This window comes from Chondrinema litorale (genome assembly GCF_026250525.1).
Taxonomy (GTDB): domain Bacteria; phylum Bacteroidota; class Bacteroidia; order Cytophagales; family Flammeovirgaceae; genus Chondrinema; species Chondrinema litorale.
Genome location: NZ_CP111043.1, coordinates 4,036,732 through 4,055,067, shown reverse-complemented (window position 1 = coordinate 4,055,067; position 18,336 = coordinate 4,036,732). Strand labels below are relative to the sequence as shown.

14 protein-coding genes and 2 tRNA genes are annotated in these 18,336 nt (G+C 33.2%); 10 read left to right on the top strand and 6 right to left on the bottom strand.

Features of this window, described 5'->3' with window-relative positions; all coding sequences use genetic code 11:
- Positions 1–31: 31 nt before the first annotated feature.
- The 3 genes from groL to OQ292_RS16720 all read right to left on the bottom strand — a co-directional run bounded on the left by groL (position 32) and on the right by OQ292_RS16720 (position 2,902).
- The gene (gene groL, locus OQ292_RS16730) at positions 32–1,672 is read right to left on the bottom strand and encodes a chaperonin GroEL (RefSeq protein WP_284683287.1); all 1,641 of its coding nucleotides are present in this window, start codon (positions 1,670–1,672) and stop codon (positions 32–34) included.
- A 90-nt stretch (positions 1,673–1,762) separates the two neighbouring features.
- Positions 1,763–2,041, bottom strand: a complete 279-nt coding sequence (locus OQ292_RS16725) for a co-chaperone GroES (protein WP_284683286.1) — start codon at positions 2,039–2,041, stop codon at positions 1,763–1,765.
- Positions 2,042–2,263: 222 nt separating this feature from the next.
- Positions 2,264–2,902: a WG repeat-containing protein gene (locus OQ292_RS16720; RefSeq protein WP_284683285.1), complete on the bottom strand. Its 639-nt coding sequence runs from the start codon at positions 2,900–2,902 to the stop codon at positions 2,264–2,266.
- Here OQ292_RS16720 and OQ292_RS16715 point away from each other — a divergent pair.
- The 3 genes from OQ292_RS16715 to OQ292_RS16705 all read left to right on the top strand — a co-directional run bounded on the left by OQ292_RS16715 (position 2,901) and on the right by OQ292_RS16705 (position 6,225).
- Positions 2,901–3,785: a DUF4846 domain-containing protein gene (locus OQ292_RS16715; RefSeq protein WP_284683284.1), complete on the top strand. Its 885-nt coding sequence runs from the start codon at positions 2,901–2,903 to the stop codon at positions 3,783–3,785. The genes OQ292_RS16720 and OQ292_RS16715 overlap by 2 nt on opposite strands.
- A gap of 395 nt (positions 3,786–4,180) precedes the next feature.
- On the top strand, positions 4,181–4,585 hold the full coding sequence (locus tag OQ292_RS16710; RefSeq protein ID WP_284683283.1) for a MaoC family dehydratase: 405 nt from the start codon (positions 4,181–4,183) through the stop codon (positions 4,583–4,585).
- 95 nt (positions 4,586–4,680) lie between these two features.
- Positions 4,681–6,225: a DUF4301 family protein gene (locus OQ292_RS16705; RefSeq protein ID WP_284683282.1), complete on the top strand. Its 1,545-nt coding sequence runs from the start codon at positions 4,681–4,683 to the stop codon at positions 6,223–6,225.
- Positions 6,226–6,276: 51 nt separating this feature from the next.
- Here OQ292_RS16705 and OQ292_RS16700 read toward each other — a convergent pair whose 3' ends face one another.
- Together OQ292_RS16700 and OQ292_RS16695 are read right to left on the bottom strand one after the other, a co-directional pair.
- Positions 6,277–6,990 (bottom strand): ABC transporter ATP-binding protein, encoded by a 714-nt coding sequence (locus tag OQ292_RS16700; RefSeq protein WP_284683281.1) that lies wholly within the window; start codon positions 6,988–6,990, stop codon positions 6,277–6,279.
- Positions 6,991–7,082: 92 nt separating this feature from the next.
- Complete coding sequence (locus tag OQ292_RS16695) at positions 7,083–10,133, bottom strand: tetratricopeptide repeat protein (protein WP_284683280.1); 3,051 nt, start codon at positions 10,131–10,133, stop codon at positions 7,083–7,085.
- 217 nt (positions 10,134–10,350) lie between these two features.
- Here OQ292_RS16695 and mltG point away from each other — a divergent pair, with 217 nt between their 5' ends.
- The 6 genes from mltG to OQ292_RS16665 all read left to right on the top strand — a co-directional run bounded on the left by mltG (position 10,351) and on the right by OQ292_RS16665 (position 15,671).
- Positions 10,351–11,385 carry an endolytic transglycosylase MltG gene (gene mltG, locus OQ292_RS16690; RefSeq protein ID WP_284683279.1) on the top strand — a complete coding sequence of 345 codons (1,035 nt, stop codon included), beginning with the start codon at positions 10,351–10,353 and terminating at the stop codon, positions 11,383–11,385.
- A 91-nt stretch (positions 11,386–11,476) separates the two neighbouring features.
- Positions 11,477–11,551: transfer RNA gene (locus OQ292_RS16685), tRNA-Val, on the top strand.
- A 286-nt stretch (positions 11,552–11,837) separates the two neighbouring features.
- Positions 11,838–11,912 (top strand) — tRNA-Val (locus OQ292_RS16680).
- A gap of 324 nt (positions 11,913–12,236) precedes the next feature.
- A complete protein-coding gene (locus tag OQ292_RS16675; protein WP_284683278.1) occupies positions 12,237–13,004 on the top strand; it encodes a tetratricopeptide repeat protein in 768 nt (255 codons plus the stop codon).
- 2 nt (positions 13,005–13,006) lie between these two features.
- Complete coding sequence (locus tag OQ292_RS16670) at positions 13,007–13,522, top strand: phosphohydrolase (RefSeq protein WP_284683277.1); 516 nt, start codon at positions 13,007–13,009, stop codon at positions 13,520–13,522.
- A gap of 418 nt (positions 13,523–13,940) precedes the next feature.
- Entirely contained in the window at positions 13,941–15,671 is a 1,731-nt protein-coding gene (locus tag OQ292_RS16665) for a GAF domain-containing hybrid sensor histidine kinase/response regulator (RefSeq protein ID WP_284683276.1), read from the top strand.
- Positions 15,672–15,686: 15 nt separating this feature from the next.
- On the opposite strand, the gene OQ292_RS16660 is transcribed toward OQ292_RS16665, so the two are convergent.
- On the bottom strand, positions 15,687–16,352 hold the full coding sequence (locus tag OQ292_RS16660; protein ID WP_284683275.1) for a tetratricopeptide repeat protein: 666 nt from the start codon (positions 16,350–16,352) through the stop codon (positions 15,687–15,689).
- 103 nt (positions 16,353–16,455) lie between these two features.
- Here OQ292_RS16660 and OQ292_RS16655 point away from each other — a divergent pair, with 103 nt between their 5' ends.
- Positions 16,456–18,333: a TrkH family potassium uptake protein gene (locus OQ292_RS16655; RefSeq protein WP_284683274.1), complete on the top strand. Its 1,878-nt coding sequence runs from the start codon at positions 16,456–16,458 to the stop codon at positions 18,331–18,333.
- Positions 18,334–18,336 lie beyond the last annotated feature (3 nt).

Genomic DNA, 18,336 nt, shown 5'->3' with positions numbered 1-18,336 from the left:
GTCCGGCTCAATATATTGATATAAATGATTATTACATCATACCTGGCATTCCGCCGCCCATTCCTGGGTGTCCACCACCCATTGGAGCTGGATTTTCTTCTGGTTCGTCTGCAATTACACACTCAGTAGTAAGTAGTAATGAAGCGATAGAAGCTGCATTTTGTAATGCAAGTCTAGTAACTTTAGTTGGGTCAATTACACCTGCTTGTACAAGGTCTTCGTATTCACCAGTACGAGCATTGTAACCGAAGTTACCAGTGCTTTCTTTTACTTTTTGTACGATAACAGAAGCCTCAAGACCAGCGTTACCAACGATAGTTCTTAGTGGAGACTCAAGAGCGATTCTAACGATGTTTACACCAGTTTCCTGATCTTCGTTTTCTACCTCTAGGCTATCTAAAGAATTTACCGCACGGATAAGAGCAATACCACCACCAGCAACAATACCTTCTTCTACAGCAGCTCTAGTTGCGTGTAAAGCATCATCAACTAAGTCTTTCTTTTCTTTCATTTCTACTTCAGTAGCAGCACCAATGTATAGGATAGCTACACCGCCAGAAAGTTTAGCAAGTCTTTCTTGCAATTTCTCACGATCGTAATCAGAAGTAGTGTTTTCGATTTGTTGTTTGATTTGAGCAACGCGAGCTTGAATGTCATCTTGACTTCCACTTCCATTTACGATAGTAGTGTTGTCTTTGTCGATTAACATTTTCTCAGCAGTACCTAAGTACTCAAGAGTAGCATTTTCTAATTTGTAACCTCTTTCTTCAGAAATTACAGTCCCACCAGTTAAGATAGCGATATCTTCTAACATTGCTTTTCTTCTGTCACCAAAGCCTGGAGCTTTAACAGCAGCAATTTTTAATGCACCTCTGATTTTGTTTACTACTAGAGTAGCTAATGCTTCTCCTTCAACATCTTCAGCGATAATAACAAGAGGTCTACCAGTTTGAGCAACTGCTTCCAATACAGGAAGTAATTCCTTCATGTTAGAAATTTTCTTGTCGTAGATAAGAATGAATGGGCTTTCAAGGTCAGCCTCCATTTTGTCAGTGTTAGTAACAAAGTATGGAGAAAGGTAACCTCTGTCAAACTGCATACCTTCTACAGTTTTAACTTCAGTTTCAGTACCTTTTGCCTCTTCAACAGTGATAACACCATCTTTACCAACTTTGTCCATAGCTTCGGCAATCATCTTACCTACTTCTTGGTTGTTGTTAGCAGAAATAGTAGCTACCTGAGAAATTTCTTTAGAGCTATCAACAGATTTTGACATGCTTGCTAATTCAGCAACTACTGAAGCAACAGCTTGGTCAATACCTCTTTTAAGATCCATTGGGTTTGCACCTGCAGTAACGTTTTTAATACCAGTGGTAAAAATTGCTTGCGTTAAAACAGTTGCAGTTGTAGTTCCGTCACCAGCTTGGTCAGCAGTTTTAGAAGCTACTTCTTTAACCAATTGAGCACCCATATTCTCAACTGGATCTTTCAATTCGATTTCTTTTGCAACAGAAACACCATCTTTTGTAATAGAAGGAGCACCAAACTTTTTGTCAAGGATTACATTTCTTCCTTTTGGACCTAAAGTTACTTTAACTGCTTCTGCTAATGTATCCACTCCTTTTTTAAGACTTTCTCTAGCCTTAGTATCAAATATTATTGACTTTGCCATGTTTTCTTTTAATTTATTGAATGTTCAATAATTAATTTAATATTATGTGTTGATTATATTTTATCAACTTGTTTGATTAATGATTTTTTGTCAGACAATTGCAAATATGTCAGACTCTCTCATGATAAGATAATCCTTACCTTCAACATTAATTTCAGTTCCTGAATATTTACCATATAAAACAGAATCTCCAACTTTAACAGTCAAAGGCTCATCTTTTTTTCCTGTTCCTACAGCTACAACTTGACCTTTTTGTGGCTTTTCTTTAGCTGTGTCAGGGATGATAATACCAGATGCTGTTTTCTCTTCTGCAGGTGCAGGTTCTACCAGAACTCTGTCTGCCAATGGTTGTATTTTTACTTGTGACATTTTTAAAAATTTGCTTTTGTGTCTTGTTAAAAATAATAATCGTATATTGAAATCGCTTACATTTAAAGCATTTCTCATGCCATTGCAAAACTATGACATTTTGTGAATCAAATACTGACATTATTACATTTTTTACTCAAATTCAAAAACAAATTGCGTGTTTATTACGTGGCAAATGACATCTTTAATTATTTATACTGCCAATAATGCAATAAAAGCAGACTAACTTTCAGTATTTCTGTCAATCTCCTTTCCTCTCTTATTAATTGTATACCAAGTTGTGCCCTTCATTACTTGAGCTTTTCCATTTAAAAATGGATAGGCAAAATCATATTTAAAGTCTATCACATGTTTATTCTTGTTATTTATATATCCCCAAACAAAATTATTTCTCACAGCAGCTAAGCCTTCATTAAAACTTGTTGCAATATCGTAAGTCGGTTCAATTACAAAATTGCCTTTCTTGTTAATATACCCCCACTTTTCACCTTGCTTTACAGCAGCTAAGCCTTCGCTAAAAGGTTGAGCATCATCAAAAGTAAGTGTAATCACAATTTTGCTTTTATCATCTATAAAACCATAAAAACCATTTTTCTCGACTAGCGTTAATCCTTCTGAACTTTTACCTACAAAATCGAAAAGCGTATCCTGACTAGATGTAAAGGTTTCGGAAACATGATTGTCTGTATTATCAATTTCTAATGTTTTGTTAGAATTTACTTTTAGGCTGGCAGTATCTACAGTAGTTTTTTCACTCTCAGAATCTTCATTTGAAGCATTAAACTTACAACCATAAAAAAAGACAATAAAGAGTATGATAATTGGCTTAAAAAATACTTTTAATTTCCCTGGATATTTCATGCTATTAAGGTTAATTGTTTCAGTTTTATCATCATTGCTTTTCTATCAACACTCTTACGGATCAAACCTTAAAGAGATATCTTTTGCACTAGACTCACCATATATATATTCTTGGTTACAGTCTAATAGTTCAGACTTAAACACCGTAGAAAAGCGTATACCTACTCCAACTGGTTTTAAAAGAGTACCTGTAGCAAATAACTCGTTTGAAGCTTGGCTTAGAAATTTACCATTAAAAGAAAAAGGTTCTAAAGTTATGCTTTACAATGGAGAGCCTAAGTACCGACAAGATGTGCATGAAGCTGTGGTCGATATAGATATAGGTAAAACTGATTTGCAGCAATGTGCTGATGCTGTAATGCGACTCAGAGCAGAATATCTCTATGCTACCAAACAGTACAATCAAATCTCTTTTAATTTTACTAATGGCCAAGCTATCTCCTATTCTGAATGGAGAAAAGGCAACAAGATAGTTTTTAAAAATAATAAAGCTGTTTGGGTTCCAGACAGCATTGACAAAACCGGTTATCAGAGTTTTAAAAAATACTACAATCTAATATTTGCGTATGCGGGTACTTATTCTCTTAGCCAAGAATTAGAATCTGTATCGAATTTAAAAGATATAAAAGCCGGAGATGTGTTTATTTATGGAGGCTTTCCCGGGCACGCTGTAATTGTAATAGATGTAGTGCAAAACCAAAAAGGAGAAAAATATTTTTTAATAGCGCAAAGTTATATGCCTGCACAAAGCATACATATTCTTAAAAATAATGCTAACCCAGACTTAAGTCCTTGGTATTCATTATCAGAAATTAAGAGAGAAATGAAGATTTACACTCCTGAATGGACTTTTGAGGTGAGTGATTTGAAAAGATTTAAGTAGATTTGATATAAAATAAAAAGAGCTTCGTCATTGACAAAGCCCTTAGTCTAGTAAATATGAAAATGAAAACTCTTTATATCTTTGAAGCAGTTACCTGCTGTGATCTATCTTATTTTTATTATGAAACAAAGATACATGTGTCCGGGCAAATATCAAAACCGTTTACACGAATATGTACATTCAAAAGTTAAATTTTTTTAAAATTAGCCATTACTTAACCGTTTATTAAAATATGAAATGCCTATTATTTTTGTAAATAAATTAAATACCCTTAGTTTAAATGGCTGTAATTAAGAAATTGATAAATTTTTAAAAGATTCATTCAAATTTTTTCATGCAAACGTTTTAACAATAAAATTTTTAATAAAAAATCATTTTTTTAACATTTTTTTTTCATGATAGAACAAAATCAGACGTACGAGCACCAATTTAAATTTACTCAAGAGCAAGTTGACGCATTTATAAAACTTAGTGGAGACGACAACCCGATTCATTACGATAGTGAGTATGCAGCAAAAACTGTATTTAAGAAACCTGTAATTCACGGAATTTTGTCTGCCAGTGTTTTTTCTAAAGTTTTGGGAACATTATTTCCTGGAGAAGGTAGTATTTATATGAAACAAAATCTGGACTTCCTCAGACCGATGTACTGCGAAGTAGATTATGTAGCTGAATTTGTAGTCTCAGAAATTGATACTGCAAGACACACAGCCGAAATTACCACTACAATTAAAGATGTAAATACTAAAAAAGTTGTGGTGAAAGGAAGCGCCAAAGTGATGAACAAAGAAAAAATTTAATTATAGAGTCGATTTTTTATTAATTAAGTACTAATTAATAGATGAATCATTTATTTTGTTGAAACATCTAACAAAACGCTGAAACAAGCAACACTATGAAGTTTTCTGATACTGATTTAAGTCAACTGCAAAGTCTGGGTATAAAGACTGAGACCGCTGGAGAGCAAATTGAAAATTTTAAAAAAGGTTTTCCATTTTTAAAGCTCATCAAACCCGCAACAATTGGTGATGGCATTCTAAAGCTGGACGACTCACAAATTGCAGACTTTGAAAAACTATTCGATACGTCTTCTAAAAGCAAAAAAGTAGTAAAATTTGTACCTGCATCTGGTGCTGCCAGTAGAATGTTTAAAGCATTATTCGGGTTTATGGAGTCTTACGAGGGCACTGAAGAAGCTTATGAAGCATTTACTGCAAAAAAGGGAGCTGTATTTTCTTTCTTTAAAGAACTAGAAAAGTTTGCATTCTATGAAGAACTCAAGCAAACGCTTGAAAATAAAGGAATGCTTTTAGAGAAAATGCAATTAGAAAGAGAATATCCAGAAATTCTTGCTAATTACCTAACCGAAAAAGGCATGAACTACGGATCACTCCCAAAAGGCCTCTTGCAATTCCATAATTATGAAGATGGATCTAGAACTCCTGTAGAAGAGCATATGGTAGAAGGTGCTAACTACTGTAAAGACGACAATGGATTAGTAAGAATTCATCTGACTGTATCACCTGAACATGAGAGCAAGTTTAAAGAAAAGATAGAATCAGTAAGAAGCAAATACGAAGAAGCATTTAATGTAAAATTTGATATTTCTTTCTCTCAGCAAAAAAAATCAACTGATACCATTGCTGTGGACATGGAAAACGAACCATTCCGCAATGAAGACGGCAGTATCTTATTTAGACCAGGAGGACACGGCGCTTTACTAGAGAACTTAAACGACATTGATGCTGATATTATCTTTATTAAGAACATAGACAATGTAGTTCCTGATAAGATTAAACAAACAACTTTCACTTATAAAAAGGTGATTGGCGGTGTTTTAATTCAGTTTCAAGATAAGGTATTCAGCATCCTTAAAAATCTTTCTAGTGGTAATCCATCAGATGAGGATTTGGCTTCTTATAATTCATTTTTAGAAAATGATTTATGTACTAAATCTGAAAGTGCTTTTGGAGATAAGAGCAGAGAAGATAAAATCACTTATTTGATTAATAAATTTAACAGACCGCTTAGAGTTTGTGGTATGGTTAAAAACGAAGGTGAGCCAGGTGGTGGACCTTTCTGGGCAGTAAACAATGATAGCACTGTATCTTTACAAGTAGCAGAAAGTGCTCAGATTGATATGAATGATGCAGAACAAAAAGAGATTGCTTCTAGTGCAACTCACTTTAACCCTGTAGATTTAGTATGTGCAGTAAAAGACTTTAATGGAAACAAGTTTGACTTGATGAAATTTAGAGATCCAAAAACTGGCTTTATTTCTTATAAATCTAAAGATGGCAAAGAATTAAAAGCTCAGGAATTACCTGGTTTGTGGAATGGCTCCATGTCTGACTGGAACACCCTATTTGTTGAGGTGCCAATTATCACATTTAATCCAGTAAAAACTGTAAATGATTTATTGAGAGATCAGCATCAGTAATAGAGATACTATTTTGATTGATTATTGAAAATTACACAAAAACCCGTCTATTTAGGCGGGTTTTACTTGTCTTACATTTTCGTTTATCTTATCAGTTTCTACCAATCCATCTCTTAGTCTCACAATTCTGTGCGCATATTCCGCAATATCATCTTCGTGAGTAACCATAATTATGGTATTTCCCTTCTCATACAACTCTTCAAACAAATCCATAATCTCATAAGAAGTTTTGGTATCTAGGTTACCAGTAGGCTCATCGGCAAGAATAATACTTGGATTGTTTACTAATGCTCTTGCAATTGCTACACGCTGACGTTGACCACCAGAAAGCTCGTTTGGCTTATGCCCTGCTCTATCTCCTAAACCCACGTTTTTAAGTGCAAGCATGGCCTTTTCTTCTCTTTCAGCCTTTCTATAGCCTGCATACACCAAAGGCAATGCAACATTTTCTAGAGAAGAGGATCTTGGTAACAGGTTAAATGTCTGGAATACAAAGCCAATTTCTTTGTTTCTAATTTCTGCTAATTCATTTTCAGTAAGATTACTAACATCTTTACCAGCTAAATAGTAATTACCTCCTGTTGGTGTATCGAGACAACCAACAATATTCATGAGGGTAGATTTACCTGAACCAGACGGCCCCATAAAAGCTACATACTCACCTTTATCAATAGAAATACTAATAGATTGTAAAGCTCTGATGGTTTCACTCCCCATCTGATAGATTTTAGAAATCTCTTTTGTACTTATAACTTCTTCTGCCATTCGTTTCAGATTTTACCTTTGTTGTATTAGTAGCTATTATGAGGTAAAAATTACAACAAAACAACCATAATTTAAATAAAATTAAAACTATTTCAATTATTCCAATCCTCAAACACCTTTTCCACTTCAGTCAGTTTTTTGTTATAAACTTCCAAAAATTCCTGATAATGGGTTTCATCCTCTAAATTCTCCAACTCTTCTAGCATCGATTCGGCAAAATTGTTATATCTCAATTCTAAAGATTGTAAGATATAAGCTTTAATTATGGCAGTAGATTCGCTGTTATTTTCCACACCAGAAAGCAATACTTCATATGCTTTTTCTGGCTTTTCTAATTCAATATAATAAGCAGCCCACTCAAGATAATACTTCTCTTTAATTGGGTTTAATTCAATGGCTTTTTCAAATTCAGCGGCAGCTTTCTCTTCTTGTAAATTTTCAGCAAAATACATGGCAGAATAATAATGCTGATCACTTTTATTTAATCGACTAAAGCTTGCATCTTGAACTTTCGTATAAAAATCATTATCGAACTTTTTAAGATAGGCTTGGTACTTTAAATATGTTTGTTGGAAGATTGGTAAAATACCATCTGAAATATTAGCAGAACCAGCCAATTTCATGTATTTACCAGCGATTACAGCATTATCTTTTTTTATACCCCAATTAACCCGCTCAGTTGCTATTACCTGTTTAATCTCGGTAGCACTAATTGCATTGTAAACTTTTTCAAAAACACTTTCATCAATCTGCTCATTATAATGCAAATATCTATATCTGAAAAAGTCTGTAACATCAGTTGATAAAAGTAAATCTATCGAAATACTATCTTTCTCTAGCAAATTGAGCATATCACCTGCTATTGATTTCCATTCTTGCTTATTACTTTTCGCAATTTCTTTCCATTTTTCAATGGCAAGATTTTTATTTTCAAGTTCAGAAAGTGCAACAGCTTCATTTAACAATGCTTCATCTTTGCCCCTTCTCGAAGCTATTTTGTAATAGTTAGCAGACTTTTCGTACTCGTCCAGTTCCATCATCCAGCCAGCGATAAAATAGGCAAAGTCAGGATTAGTTCTAGAAGAAGCAAAATAAACATCTTTTATTAAGCCAAGTGCATTTCCCAAGTCTCCTTTATAATAATAGATGTTTGCCAACGCAAATTTGAGGTAATCAACAAAAATGAAATTATTCTCCACTTTTATTAATTTATCTAAAAAGTTTATAAAAGTAGAATCGGCCCCTTCTCGCTTATTTATCGCATAATTATATACATAACACAATTGAGGTGTATTCAAGATGGAATCGGGTACATAACTGTAATCAAATGCGTCTTCTGTTTTATTCTCATAAGCATTTAAGAAAACAATCTCGTTGCTTAATGTACCAATGTAAGGCAAAGGCTTTATACTGCCATAAACAGAATCTAGACTTTCGTAAATCTTGTATTTTGTCCAAAGCGTGAAAGTATTACTTTGAAGTACTTCAGGATTTTTCGCTTTCTCCATTCCAGCTTCAAAATGTAGCAAAACACTATCTGGCAACATATTCCGCTCATTAAATATTAAAGCGAGATTATTATACAACTCGCCATTCTGCTCACACTTCTCAATGCCTTCTTGATAAGTTAAAATAGACTGTAAAATCTCATTTTTTCTGTATTGAATCTCACCTAAAGCTGCAAATGCATATGGACTCGGCTTCTTTGAGTTAGCATCTTCAAAAAAGATAGCCGCAGCAGCTTCATTATTGGCTTGTAGCGCTAAGTTCGCTAAAGAATAAAATGATCGGTGATTTCGCGGATCGTAACCAGTAGCAATTCCGTAGTTCTGCTTACTCAAATATTCATCTCCCAGTATTTTCTCTAAATCTCCTAAGCCATTATAATAACCTGCGAATGCTTGTCGATAAGTAAAGAAGTTGGTATTGAGCAATAAAGCACCAATTACAAGACCGGCTGTAAACATCTTGTACATGTAATCGAATGCCAGTGGCTTGTAATACACTTTATATACTGGTTTACCCGCAGCCAATAAATCTTTGAAGTTAAAAAACATATAGATGCCTACTCCTACTCCAAAACCTATTTGCGTAAACACTACTGCATCTTCGTAAACTTCTATTAAAGGATCGTTAGCAGTAGAAAGTGCAAAAACAACAGCACTAACCGCAATTATACCTGTACCGAGATATAAAAAAGCTCCTTCACCATTAAAAGACATAAAAGAACTGTACTGAATCTCTCTATCTTTTAAGCCCCAAATACCAAGAATAGCTGTTATTATAAATAAATAAACAGGGTGGATGTAATAGATATCATAATCTACATCATCCATAAAATGGAAATATATGTATACCACATGAGCAAAATACAGCGCCGTGATAAACCAAAACCTACTCGTATTATTCTTCCCTGTATTTAAAGACTGATTAGTAGTTACATAGATAAAAAGTCTGTAAATCTCAGAAGCATTGAGAATAATAAACAAAAGAGCAATTACCAAAGGAAGTGCAATACCATAAATAGATAAGTGTATTACAGGATATGCAACCTCTGAAAGCGATTGCATCATATAATAACTGGCAGCAAATAATAAGGAAAATGCTAAAAAACGAATTATTATTGGTATACCTTTCTTGAGGTAATGAAAGAAAAAAGACAAAAGGCAAAAACTGAGAATAAACAGCATTGCAAATAGCTTGTCATATATTTCATAGAAAATTCTTAAACTTTCGAAACCCATTAAGGCCCAAGTAAGAATCATAAAAGCCATGCCTGTTAAAAATCCCAGACGAGATAAATCTGGCAATGCAGCTAGAATTACTACTGAGCCTAAAGCTAGCATTAACAAATAGCCATAATAAATCTTTAATGGTATTTGAATGTCAGTAGGCAAGAATTTTTCTTTTAGCAAATAAGCATCAGCCTCTTGCGTAAACTCAAAGAAGTATTTATCAAAGCGGTCTATTACAATATCTACTACTTCTAAATCTCCGCTTTTTTCCCAATGGATTACTCCATTATTGCCCATCTCAAAATAATAACCAGCGAGTATAAGTAGCGCAAAAAATATTAATAAAAGCAGTGAGTAAAGAATCTTGTTTCCCGCAGTCCAGCTTTTCCAAAAAAAATAAGTGGTCATGAAGACTTAAAAAATTAAAAAATCGACGGTTTCTAAACGCTAACAAATACTTTCTATTTTGCTAATCAAGCTTACAAAGCTATTATATTTCAGGAGTTGCCCAAAGATGTTTTTTGTTAAATTTGCGCGAATGTTGAATACATCTTTATTAATATGGCCCTGGCAGAGCCTGAAAGAAGATTTACCTTTATAATTTCACAACTAGCCAAACTTATACATGAAATTTAAAAACATTAAAGCTGCGCTTTTTATAGGATTTTCATTAATAATTATAATGATGTCTGTATATTTTTATCAGGTTTTTTTCAATCCAAACTTGTTAATTACCCAAGAAAAGGCCGTATTATATATCCCTGAAAATGCAGATATAAATCAGGTAATAGACTCACTCAAAAAGCATAAGTATCTGGAAGATGTTGTATCATTTGGTTTTGTAAGTAAAGTGCTGGACTATCAGGAAAACATTAAACCCGGTAGATACATTCTTACAAAGAAAATGACCAACCTACAAGCAATAAGACATTTGCGATCTGGTGTGCAAGAGCCAGTAAGAGTTACTTTTAATAACATCAGATTAAAAGAAGACTTGGCAAAAAAGATTTGTAAAAATGTAATTGCTACTGAAGATCAGTTTATGGAATTACTCAATAACCCTGAGTATGTTTCTAAGTTTGGGTTCGATACCACTACAATTATTTCTATGTTTATCCCCAACACTTATGAAATGTATTGGACCAGCACAGCAGAAGACATCTTTAGCAGAATGAAAAACGAATATGATAAGTTTTGGGATGATGAAAGAACTGCCAAAGCCAGTGAACTGGGTCTTACTCCTCTTCAAGTTTCTATTTTAGCTTCTATTGTTCAAGCAGAAACAGTAAAAAATGATGAAAAACCAGTAGTTGCAGGCTTGTATTTAAACAGGTTAGAAAGAAATATGCTTTTAGAGTCTGATCCTACAGTTGTTTTTGCATTAAGAGATTTTGGGATGAAACGAGTTTTAAAAAGACATTTAGAAACAGACTCGCCCTATAACACTTATAAAAACTTAGGTTTACCTCCCGGCCCAATTAACTTACCAGAGCCTTCTACTTTAGAAGCAGTTTTAAATTATGAACATCACAATTATATTTATATGTGTGCTAAAGAAGATTTTTCAGGTTACCACAGGTTTGCAAGCAATTACCGACAACATATAAATAATGCGAGAAAATACCAGCAGGCATTAAACAGAAGAGGTGTGTATAAATAATTTCATTTTTTTAAGTAAAAGTTTGCATATTAAAATTTCCTCACTACTTTTGCATCACGTTTTTGAAAAGCAGCTCAAAAACAAACAAAAAGGGCTCTTAGCTCAGTTGGTTCAGAGCACCTGCCTTACAAGCAGGGGGTCACTGGTTCGAATCCAGTAGGGCCCACAAAGTCTTCCAAGAGATTGGAAGACTTTTTTTATTTCTAAACTTTTTAGAATACAGCATTATCCGTCTACTTAAGGAAGCTAATAGTACTTATAAAGTTAAGTTACTTTACTCTATTTAACCGATTCTTTTAAAAATACAGTGGTCAAATAATGGTGTTTTGAAATCGGTAAAAGAATAAGAAAAATGAAATTATCAGTTTATTCATAAAAAGTTTGCATATTAAATTTTACTCACTACTTTTGCATCACGTTTTCAGCAAAACATACTGAAAATGAACAAAAAAGGGCTCTTAGCTCAGTTGGTTCAGAGCACCTGCCTTACAAGCAGGGGGTCACTGGTTCGAATCCAGTAGGGCCCACAAAGTCTTCCAAGAGATTGGAAGACTTTTTTGTTATACAGCATTTCTCAATAAAGTGCAATTTAAAAGCACCTTCCTAACCTAAGAATAAAACAGCATATCTTTTTAAATTCTAGCAAATAAAAAGTGTGATTATAAAAAAATGCTATTCTTAAAAACTAAATACTACTCTACTTAAATCTACATAATTAGATACTTCTAAAAACAATAGAGAAATAGCTTTTCAATCAATTTACAGCTAAAAACATGAAAATTTTTACTTATTCTATATGATTAATTTCTAGAGATTCTATATTTAAGAAAAACACTCATATTCAATTTTTCATGCTTAATAATAATAAAAGCTACCCAACAAATCCTTTAGGGACTATTGCAATTTTTGTTTTCTCTATAGAAGCAATAAGTGCTTCATCTTTAGTTGCACTAAAAGACCATTATGATCTGCTTCAAATTATAACAATATTTATTGTTTCTTTTCCTACTGCAATAGCAGCTGTATTTTTTGTTTTTCTATGGAAAAATCGCGAAGCTTTATATAGCCCTAAAGACTATCAAAGTGATGAAAGCTTTTTAAAACTAAGTAGTAAGCTAAACACATTAAAACAAGCTGAATTAGTTACTAAAAATCTCCCACAAAATTTAGATCAAGTTTTATTGGTTACAGAATCTCTTATCAAAAATGGAGAAACTAGAAATGCTATTAAAATTGGCCGAGGTTATCTAAAATTAGCTGAAAAAAGCCGTCTTGCTGATGATTTTGAAATTGCCCTTAAAGTATTTAAATATCTAAAACAAAAAGTATCTAAAGATGACCCTCTATATTATAAAATTCCTACTAATATAGCCTATGTAAAAATCTTACAGGAAAAGTACAGGGATGCTACTAATTCGCTTAAAGAGGCAATAGATTACTTAAACAATGAAGCAGAGCTCTACCAATTAGTACCTTTAGCATATTGCCAGTTAAAGTTAAACACTACTAATGAGTTAGAAAACACAATAAATTTAATAAAGGCTCACCCAGAATTTTCTAAGTTTGAAGAATATTATCCAAACAGATACGAAGAGTTAAATGAATATATAAAGGAATGATTATGAATATAGTGGATAAAGCAAAAAAATATGCAATTGCTTGTCATAGTGAAACGAATCACTTTTACGATGAGCATCCGTATGAATATCATTTGCAAATGGTTGTTGATGTCGCTGAAAAGTTTAAGTTTCTAATTCCAGAAGATAAGCAAGACAATGTAGTAGCTGCATGTTGGGTGCATGATGTAATTGAAGATTGTCGCCAATCATATAATGATGTAGCAAAAGCAACAAGTCAAGATGTTGCTGACCTAGCCTATGCAGTAACAACTGAAAAAGGAAAGTCGAGAAAAGAGAGAGCTAACGAAAAGTATTATAATGGTATAAAAGAAACACCTTTTGCCACATTTATTAAAGTTTGTGATAGAATAGCAAATATCAAACATTCTAAATCTATGCAATCAAGAATGTTTCAAGTCTACTCAAAAGAAAATGAAGGGTTTAAAACTAAGTTATGGGATACTAAATATTTGCAGCTCTTTGATTATATGGACAAACTATTCGTAGAGAACAATTAATACTTAGATTAATGCTAAACGCGATAAAGAATAGTTTGGCATCATTAAAATCAATTACATCATAAGAATAATACATCTTCCGTTTCCACAACAATAATTGGGAACTTTTTAATATCAAAAAAAGAGCTAAATAACATTCCATATTATTCTAAATATTCAATTTCAAATAAATTATTTAGAACAATATTCCCTCTAATTAATTTATATAGTCATAAATATCTTGTTTAGAAATTTCTATCATAGACCATTAATAAGCTTGACAAGGGCAATATTTAATAATATGATTACCAATCTTATACACTTTTAAATACCTTGGTAACGCTACTTTTTAAACTAAGCAAATTCGTTTTTCCACTCACACTAAATAAGGTATACCAGTGTTTATTGAAATAGTCATTAATTATTTAACGGCAGTGATATGATAGCTCCAAAAGTACCAGATAATGAAAATGAGAGATTAAGAAACTTGCAGTCATATAACATCTTAGATACATTTCCTGAGCAGCAATATGACGACATTACTACGATTGCCTCTCAAATTTGTAACACCCCCATTTCACTCATTACTTTAGTAGATAAAAATAGACAATGGTTTAAATCTAGAGTAGGTTTAGGAGCTACAGAAACCTCTAGAGAGTACGCATTTTGTGCGCATGCGATAAATGAGCCCGACCAACTATTTGAAGTTAAAAATTCTTTTGAAGATAAACGTTTTCACGACAATCCATTAGTTACAGGCGAGCCAAGAGTTATTTTTTATGCAGGTGTACCTTTGGTAAATTCAGCAGGTTTCTCCTTGGGCACTCTCTGTGTAATTGATCATGAACCAAGAAGCTTAAACGATCAGCAAAAAGAGACATTAAAAGCACTTAGTAGACAAGTAATTAGCCAACTAGAATTAAGAAAGAAGAACATTCAATTAGAAGAGGAGCTTAAACTAAAAGAAGAAAGAGAAACTGAATTAATCAGGTTAAAAGATTTAGCCGAAAAAAGCATTGTGGCTAAAGAAGAATTTCTCTCTAATATGTCTCACGAAATTCGAACACCGCTCAATGCAGTTATTGGCATGACTCACCTATTAATCGAAAATAATCCGCGTGAAGATCAAATAGCAAAATTAAATACTTTACACTTTGCAGGCGAAAACTTGTTGGCTTTGGTAAATGACATACTCGATTACAACAAGATAGAAGCTGGAAAAGTAAACTTCGAAAATATTCCTTTTAATATTATAGAAATTACGCAAAATCTTAAACAAGCTTTCATTTTTAAAGCAGAGGAAAAAGGTGTTGCACTCAAATTATTTATTGACTCAGACATACCAGAACTTATTAAAGGTGACCCAACTAGGCTAGTCCAGTTACTTAATAACTTATTAGGAAATGCTTTAAAATTTACTCAAAAAGGTAAAGTATGTCTTTCGATAGAGATACTAGAAGAAAACCCAGACAATCTCCTGTTAAGGTTTAAAGTAAAAGATACTGGCATTGGTATTAGCAAAGAGCAGATAGATAAAATTTTCGAGAGGTTTTCACAAGCAAACGAAAGTACAACTCGAAAATATGGTGGTACAGGTTTAGGATTATCCATAGTAAAAAAGCTTTTAGAACTACAAAACAGTAAAATAGAAATAAGCAGCCAACCAGAACAAGGCTCATGTTTTAGTTTCGATCTAAGATTTGATAAGGTAAATGAAGAATCGGCTTTTGTGATGAATTACAAGAAAAAGGAGCAATTCCCGAATTCAAACAAAAGTGCTTATGATCTATCTGGCATTAAAGTATTACTAGCAGAAGATAATAGTATTAATCAAATAATTGCTTCTGAATTTTTAAAGAATTGGAATGTAGAAATCGATTATGCTGTAAATGGACTAGAAGCGGTAAACAAAGTAATTGAAAATGACTATGATTTAATTTTGATGGATATTCAAATGCCAGAAATGGATGGCTTCGAAGCAGCCAAAAAAATTAAAGAACTTGGAGGTACAAAAGCAGAAATTCCTATACTAGCCATGACTGCCTCTGCTATGCTTGGTGTGAGAAACAAATTGCATTCATTTGGGATGAAAGATCATATTCTTAAACCCTTCAACCCCAAGGAATTAAATTCAAAACTGGCTAAATACACCAGAAAAATAAAACACTAAAATTAAAGGTATTTATCAATTACAGTATTTCACGATATACTTACTTACAGTTTTGTTACCCAATTCTAAAGCTTTTCGCCAATCTTCGCACGCACCTTTTTTGTCTTGCAACTTTAACTTTGCAAAACCTCTGTTATTAAAAGCACCATGATAATAAGGCTCTAGTTCAATTGTTCTGTTAAAATCATTTAAAGCAGATGGATATTGCTTCATTTTTAAGTAAGTATTGCCTCTATTAAAATAGTATAGATAAAGATATTCTACATCTTCGTCATCACCACTAACTTTTATAGCTTCATTATAAGCCTTTATAGCTTCCTCGTACCTTTCTAATTCTTGAAGCGCATCCCCGCGGTAATAATACAAATCTGGTTCTTCGGGAAAATACTTAATAGCATTCTCATAGTTTACCAACATACCCTCAAAATCTTTCATTTTCTTGAGGTTTAGCCCCAAATTCTCAAAGTAAGTGATGTTTGTAACGTCAATCGAAATTGCTTTTTCGAAATAAGTTTTGGCTTCATCATAATTTTTCTCTTGCATCAAAGCAAAACCTTTATCATTATATGAAGCCGCTTCTCCATTATATTTATAATTTACATCAATAATATTATCGTCTTCCTGCGCTTTTACAGAAAAAACTATTGAACAAAGAAAAATTACTACAAAAAGCTTCTGCATTTTCTATCTCTTAAATAACATTCAAAACTGATTATATATAAAAGTACCAGTTTAAGCAAGACTTCGTTAGCATAAGATAAAAGATTTTTTTGATTGATGCACCATGCAGAAGCTGAGCGAGCAGTTAAATAATTTACTTTATAATCAAAGAGAAAAAGCTTTAAGAATCATTCAATTAGCCTCTGGAACACAGGTTATGTTGGGTGTTGCGCTGTTAGTGTATCGTTTTGGATTTTTACCTGAAGAAGAAAACATGCTTCAGGTGCTTAAGTTTTTTGATTTACTGTTTTTTGCCAATCTGGTATTTTTCTTAATCAGATGGATGCTATCTATCGAAAAAATCCAGTTTCTAAAAAACTCATGGTTTGAAACATTACTCAATTTTCTCATTCTCTTTCAGGGGTTAATCTATTATCTTACAGAAGGCTACAATATCCTTTTCGAAATTATTGATTTAATAGGCTTTAGAAACCCGGATTTAACGTATCAGCATATTCTCAGTATTTTCTTGCTAGTACTTATCTTTCTAGAACTTACTAAGTTTAGCACAAGAATTTCTGATCTCGAATTAAAGCCCGCTACCACTTTTATCAATAGCTTTATCTTACTCATCTTAATTGGGACTTTTCTTTTAATGCTCCCTGCCATGACGACCGAAAAAGGAAGCATGCCTTTTATTGATGCCTTATTTATCTCTGTAAGTGCTTCTTGTGTTACAGGACTCTCTGTGGTAGATGTAAGCACCTATTTTACATTTAAAGGTCATTTAGTATTACTCTTTTTATTTCAATTTGGTGGAATTGGAATTGTTTCGTTTGCCACTTTCTTCGCCTCATTTTTATCGAAAGGAGTAAGTTTAAAGCATCAATCTATCATCCAAGATTTTTTAAGTAGTGAGTCATTAGATTCAGCCAAAGGCTTGCTTAAAAAAATTATCCTGATGACAATCATCATCGAACTTTGCGGAGCAACTTTAATATTTTTTACTTGGGATGAAGAATTGAAATTCAGCAGCATTGGTTATAAGATTTTCTACTCAGTATTTCATTCAGTTTCTGCCTTTTGCAATGCCGGTTTCAGCTTGTTTTCTGATGGCCTATTTACCAATGATATTAGCCAAGGAAGTGACGTTTTTGCCAGAGAAGTTGATATTAACCTGAGGCAAATGTACCTGCTCCATTTCATTATTGCTGTGCTTATAATTTTAGGAGGTATTGGCTTTACAACAATCGAAGATGTAACCTCACCCGGAAGAAAAGGGCAAAAAATTAAACCCAGAAAAGAATGGAAAATAGGTACTAAAGTAGCAGTCTATGTTACTCTATCTCTTATTGTGATTGGCACAGTTGGATTTATGCTACTCGAAGCCTACCAACTTACCGACAGAACAATTATAGATGCTCTAATTACATCATTCTTTCAGTCTGTAACTACAAGAACAGCGGGTTTCCATACCATGAACTTTGGTGGTTCTGAAGGAGGTACTCCCCTATCTAACCCAACCATTATATTAGTAATATTTCTAATGTTTATAGGAGCTGTACCGGGCTCAACTGGTGGAGGTATAAAATGTACAACCTTTCTAGTTTTGGCATTGGCCGCCATCTCTAATATTAAAGGTCAAGAACGAATCGAACTAGAAAAACGAACCATTCCTACAGAATTGGTAAGAAAGGCTTTCGCTATTTTCATGTTTGCAACTAGCTATAATTTTCTTGCAATCTTTCTACTTTCAATTACAGAATCGGGCAATCCCAATGCGCCAAGTATTTTAACACTAGTTTTCGAAGAAATCTCGGCCTTTGCTACAGTAGGTTTAAGTATGGGAATTACCTCAAACCTAACTTGGATGGGAAAAATTATAATTATTTCATCGATGTATGTTGGAAGAGTGGGCACGCTCACACTGGCTCTAGCAATCAGTAATAAGGTAAAAACCAATTCTTACCGCTATCCAGAAGGCCATGTTATGGTTGGATAATCT

Excerpts from the sequence above, each read along its gene's own strand:
- OQ292_RS16660 (WP_284683275.1), bottom strand. The coding sequence starts at position 16,352 with ATGCAGAAGCTTTTTGTAGTAATTTTTCTTTGTTCAATAGTTTTTTCT.
- OQ292_RS16725 (WP_284683286.1), bottom strand. The coding sequence starts at position 2,041 with ATGTCACAAGTAAAAATACAACCATTGGCAGACAGAGTTCTGGTAGAA.
- OQ292_RS16670 (WP_284683277.1), top strand. The coding sequence starts at position 13,007 with ATGAATATAGTGGATAAAGCAAAAAAATATGCAATTGCTTGTCATAGT.
- OQ292_RS16715 (WP_284683284.1), top strand. The coding sequence starts at position 2,901 with ATGCTATTAAGGTTAATTGTTTCAGTTTTATCATCATTGCTTTTCTAT.
- OQ292_RS16700 (WP_284683281.1), bottom strand. The coding sequence starts at position 6,990 with ATGGCAGAAGAAGTTATAAGTACAAAAGAGATTTCTAAAATCTATCAG.
- OQ292_RS16720 (WP_284683285.1), bottom strand. The coding sequence starts at position 2,902 with ATGAAATATCCAGGGAAATTAAAAGTATTTTTTAAGCCAATTATCATA.
- mltG (WP_284683279.1), top strand. The coding sequence starts at position 10,351 with ATGAAATTTAAAAACATTAAAGCTGCGCTTTTTATAGGATTTTCATTA.
- OQ292_RS16655 (WP_284683274.1), top strand. The coding sequence starts at position 16,456 with ATGCAGAAGCTGAGCGAGCAGTTAAATAATTTACTTTATAATCAAAGA.
- OQ292_RS16675 (WP_284683278.1), top strand. The coding sequence starts at position 12,237 with ATGCTTAATAATAATAAAAGCTACCCAACAAATCCTTTAGGGACTATT.
- OQ292_RS16705 (WP_284683282.1), top strand. The coding sequence starts at position 4,681 with ATGAAGTTTTCTGATACTGATTTAAGTCAACTGCAAAGTCTGGGTATA.
- OQ292_RS16695 (WP_284683280.1), bottom strand. The coding sequence starts at position 10,133 with ATGACCACTTATTTTTTTTGGAAAAGCTGGACTGCGGGAAACAAGATT.
- OQ292_RS16665 (WP_284683276.1), top strand. The coding sequence starts at position 13,941 with ATGATAGCTCCAAAAGTACCAGATAATGAAAATGAGAGATTAAGAAAC.
- OQ292_RS16710 (WP_284683283.1), top strand. The coding sequence starts at position 4,181 with ATGATAGAACAAAATCAGACGTACGAGCACCAATTTAAATTTACTCAA.
- groL (WP_284683287.1), bottom strand. The coding sequence starts at position 1,672 with ATGGCAAAGTCAATAATATTTGATACTAAGGCTAGAGAAAGTCTTAAA.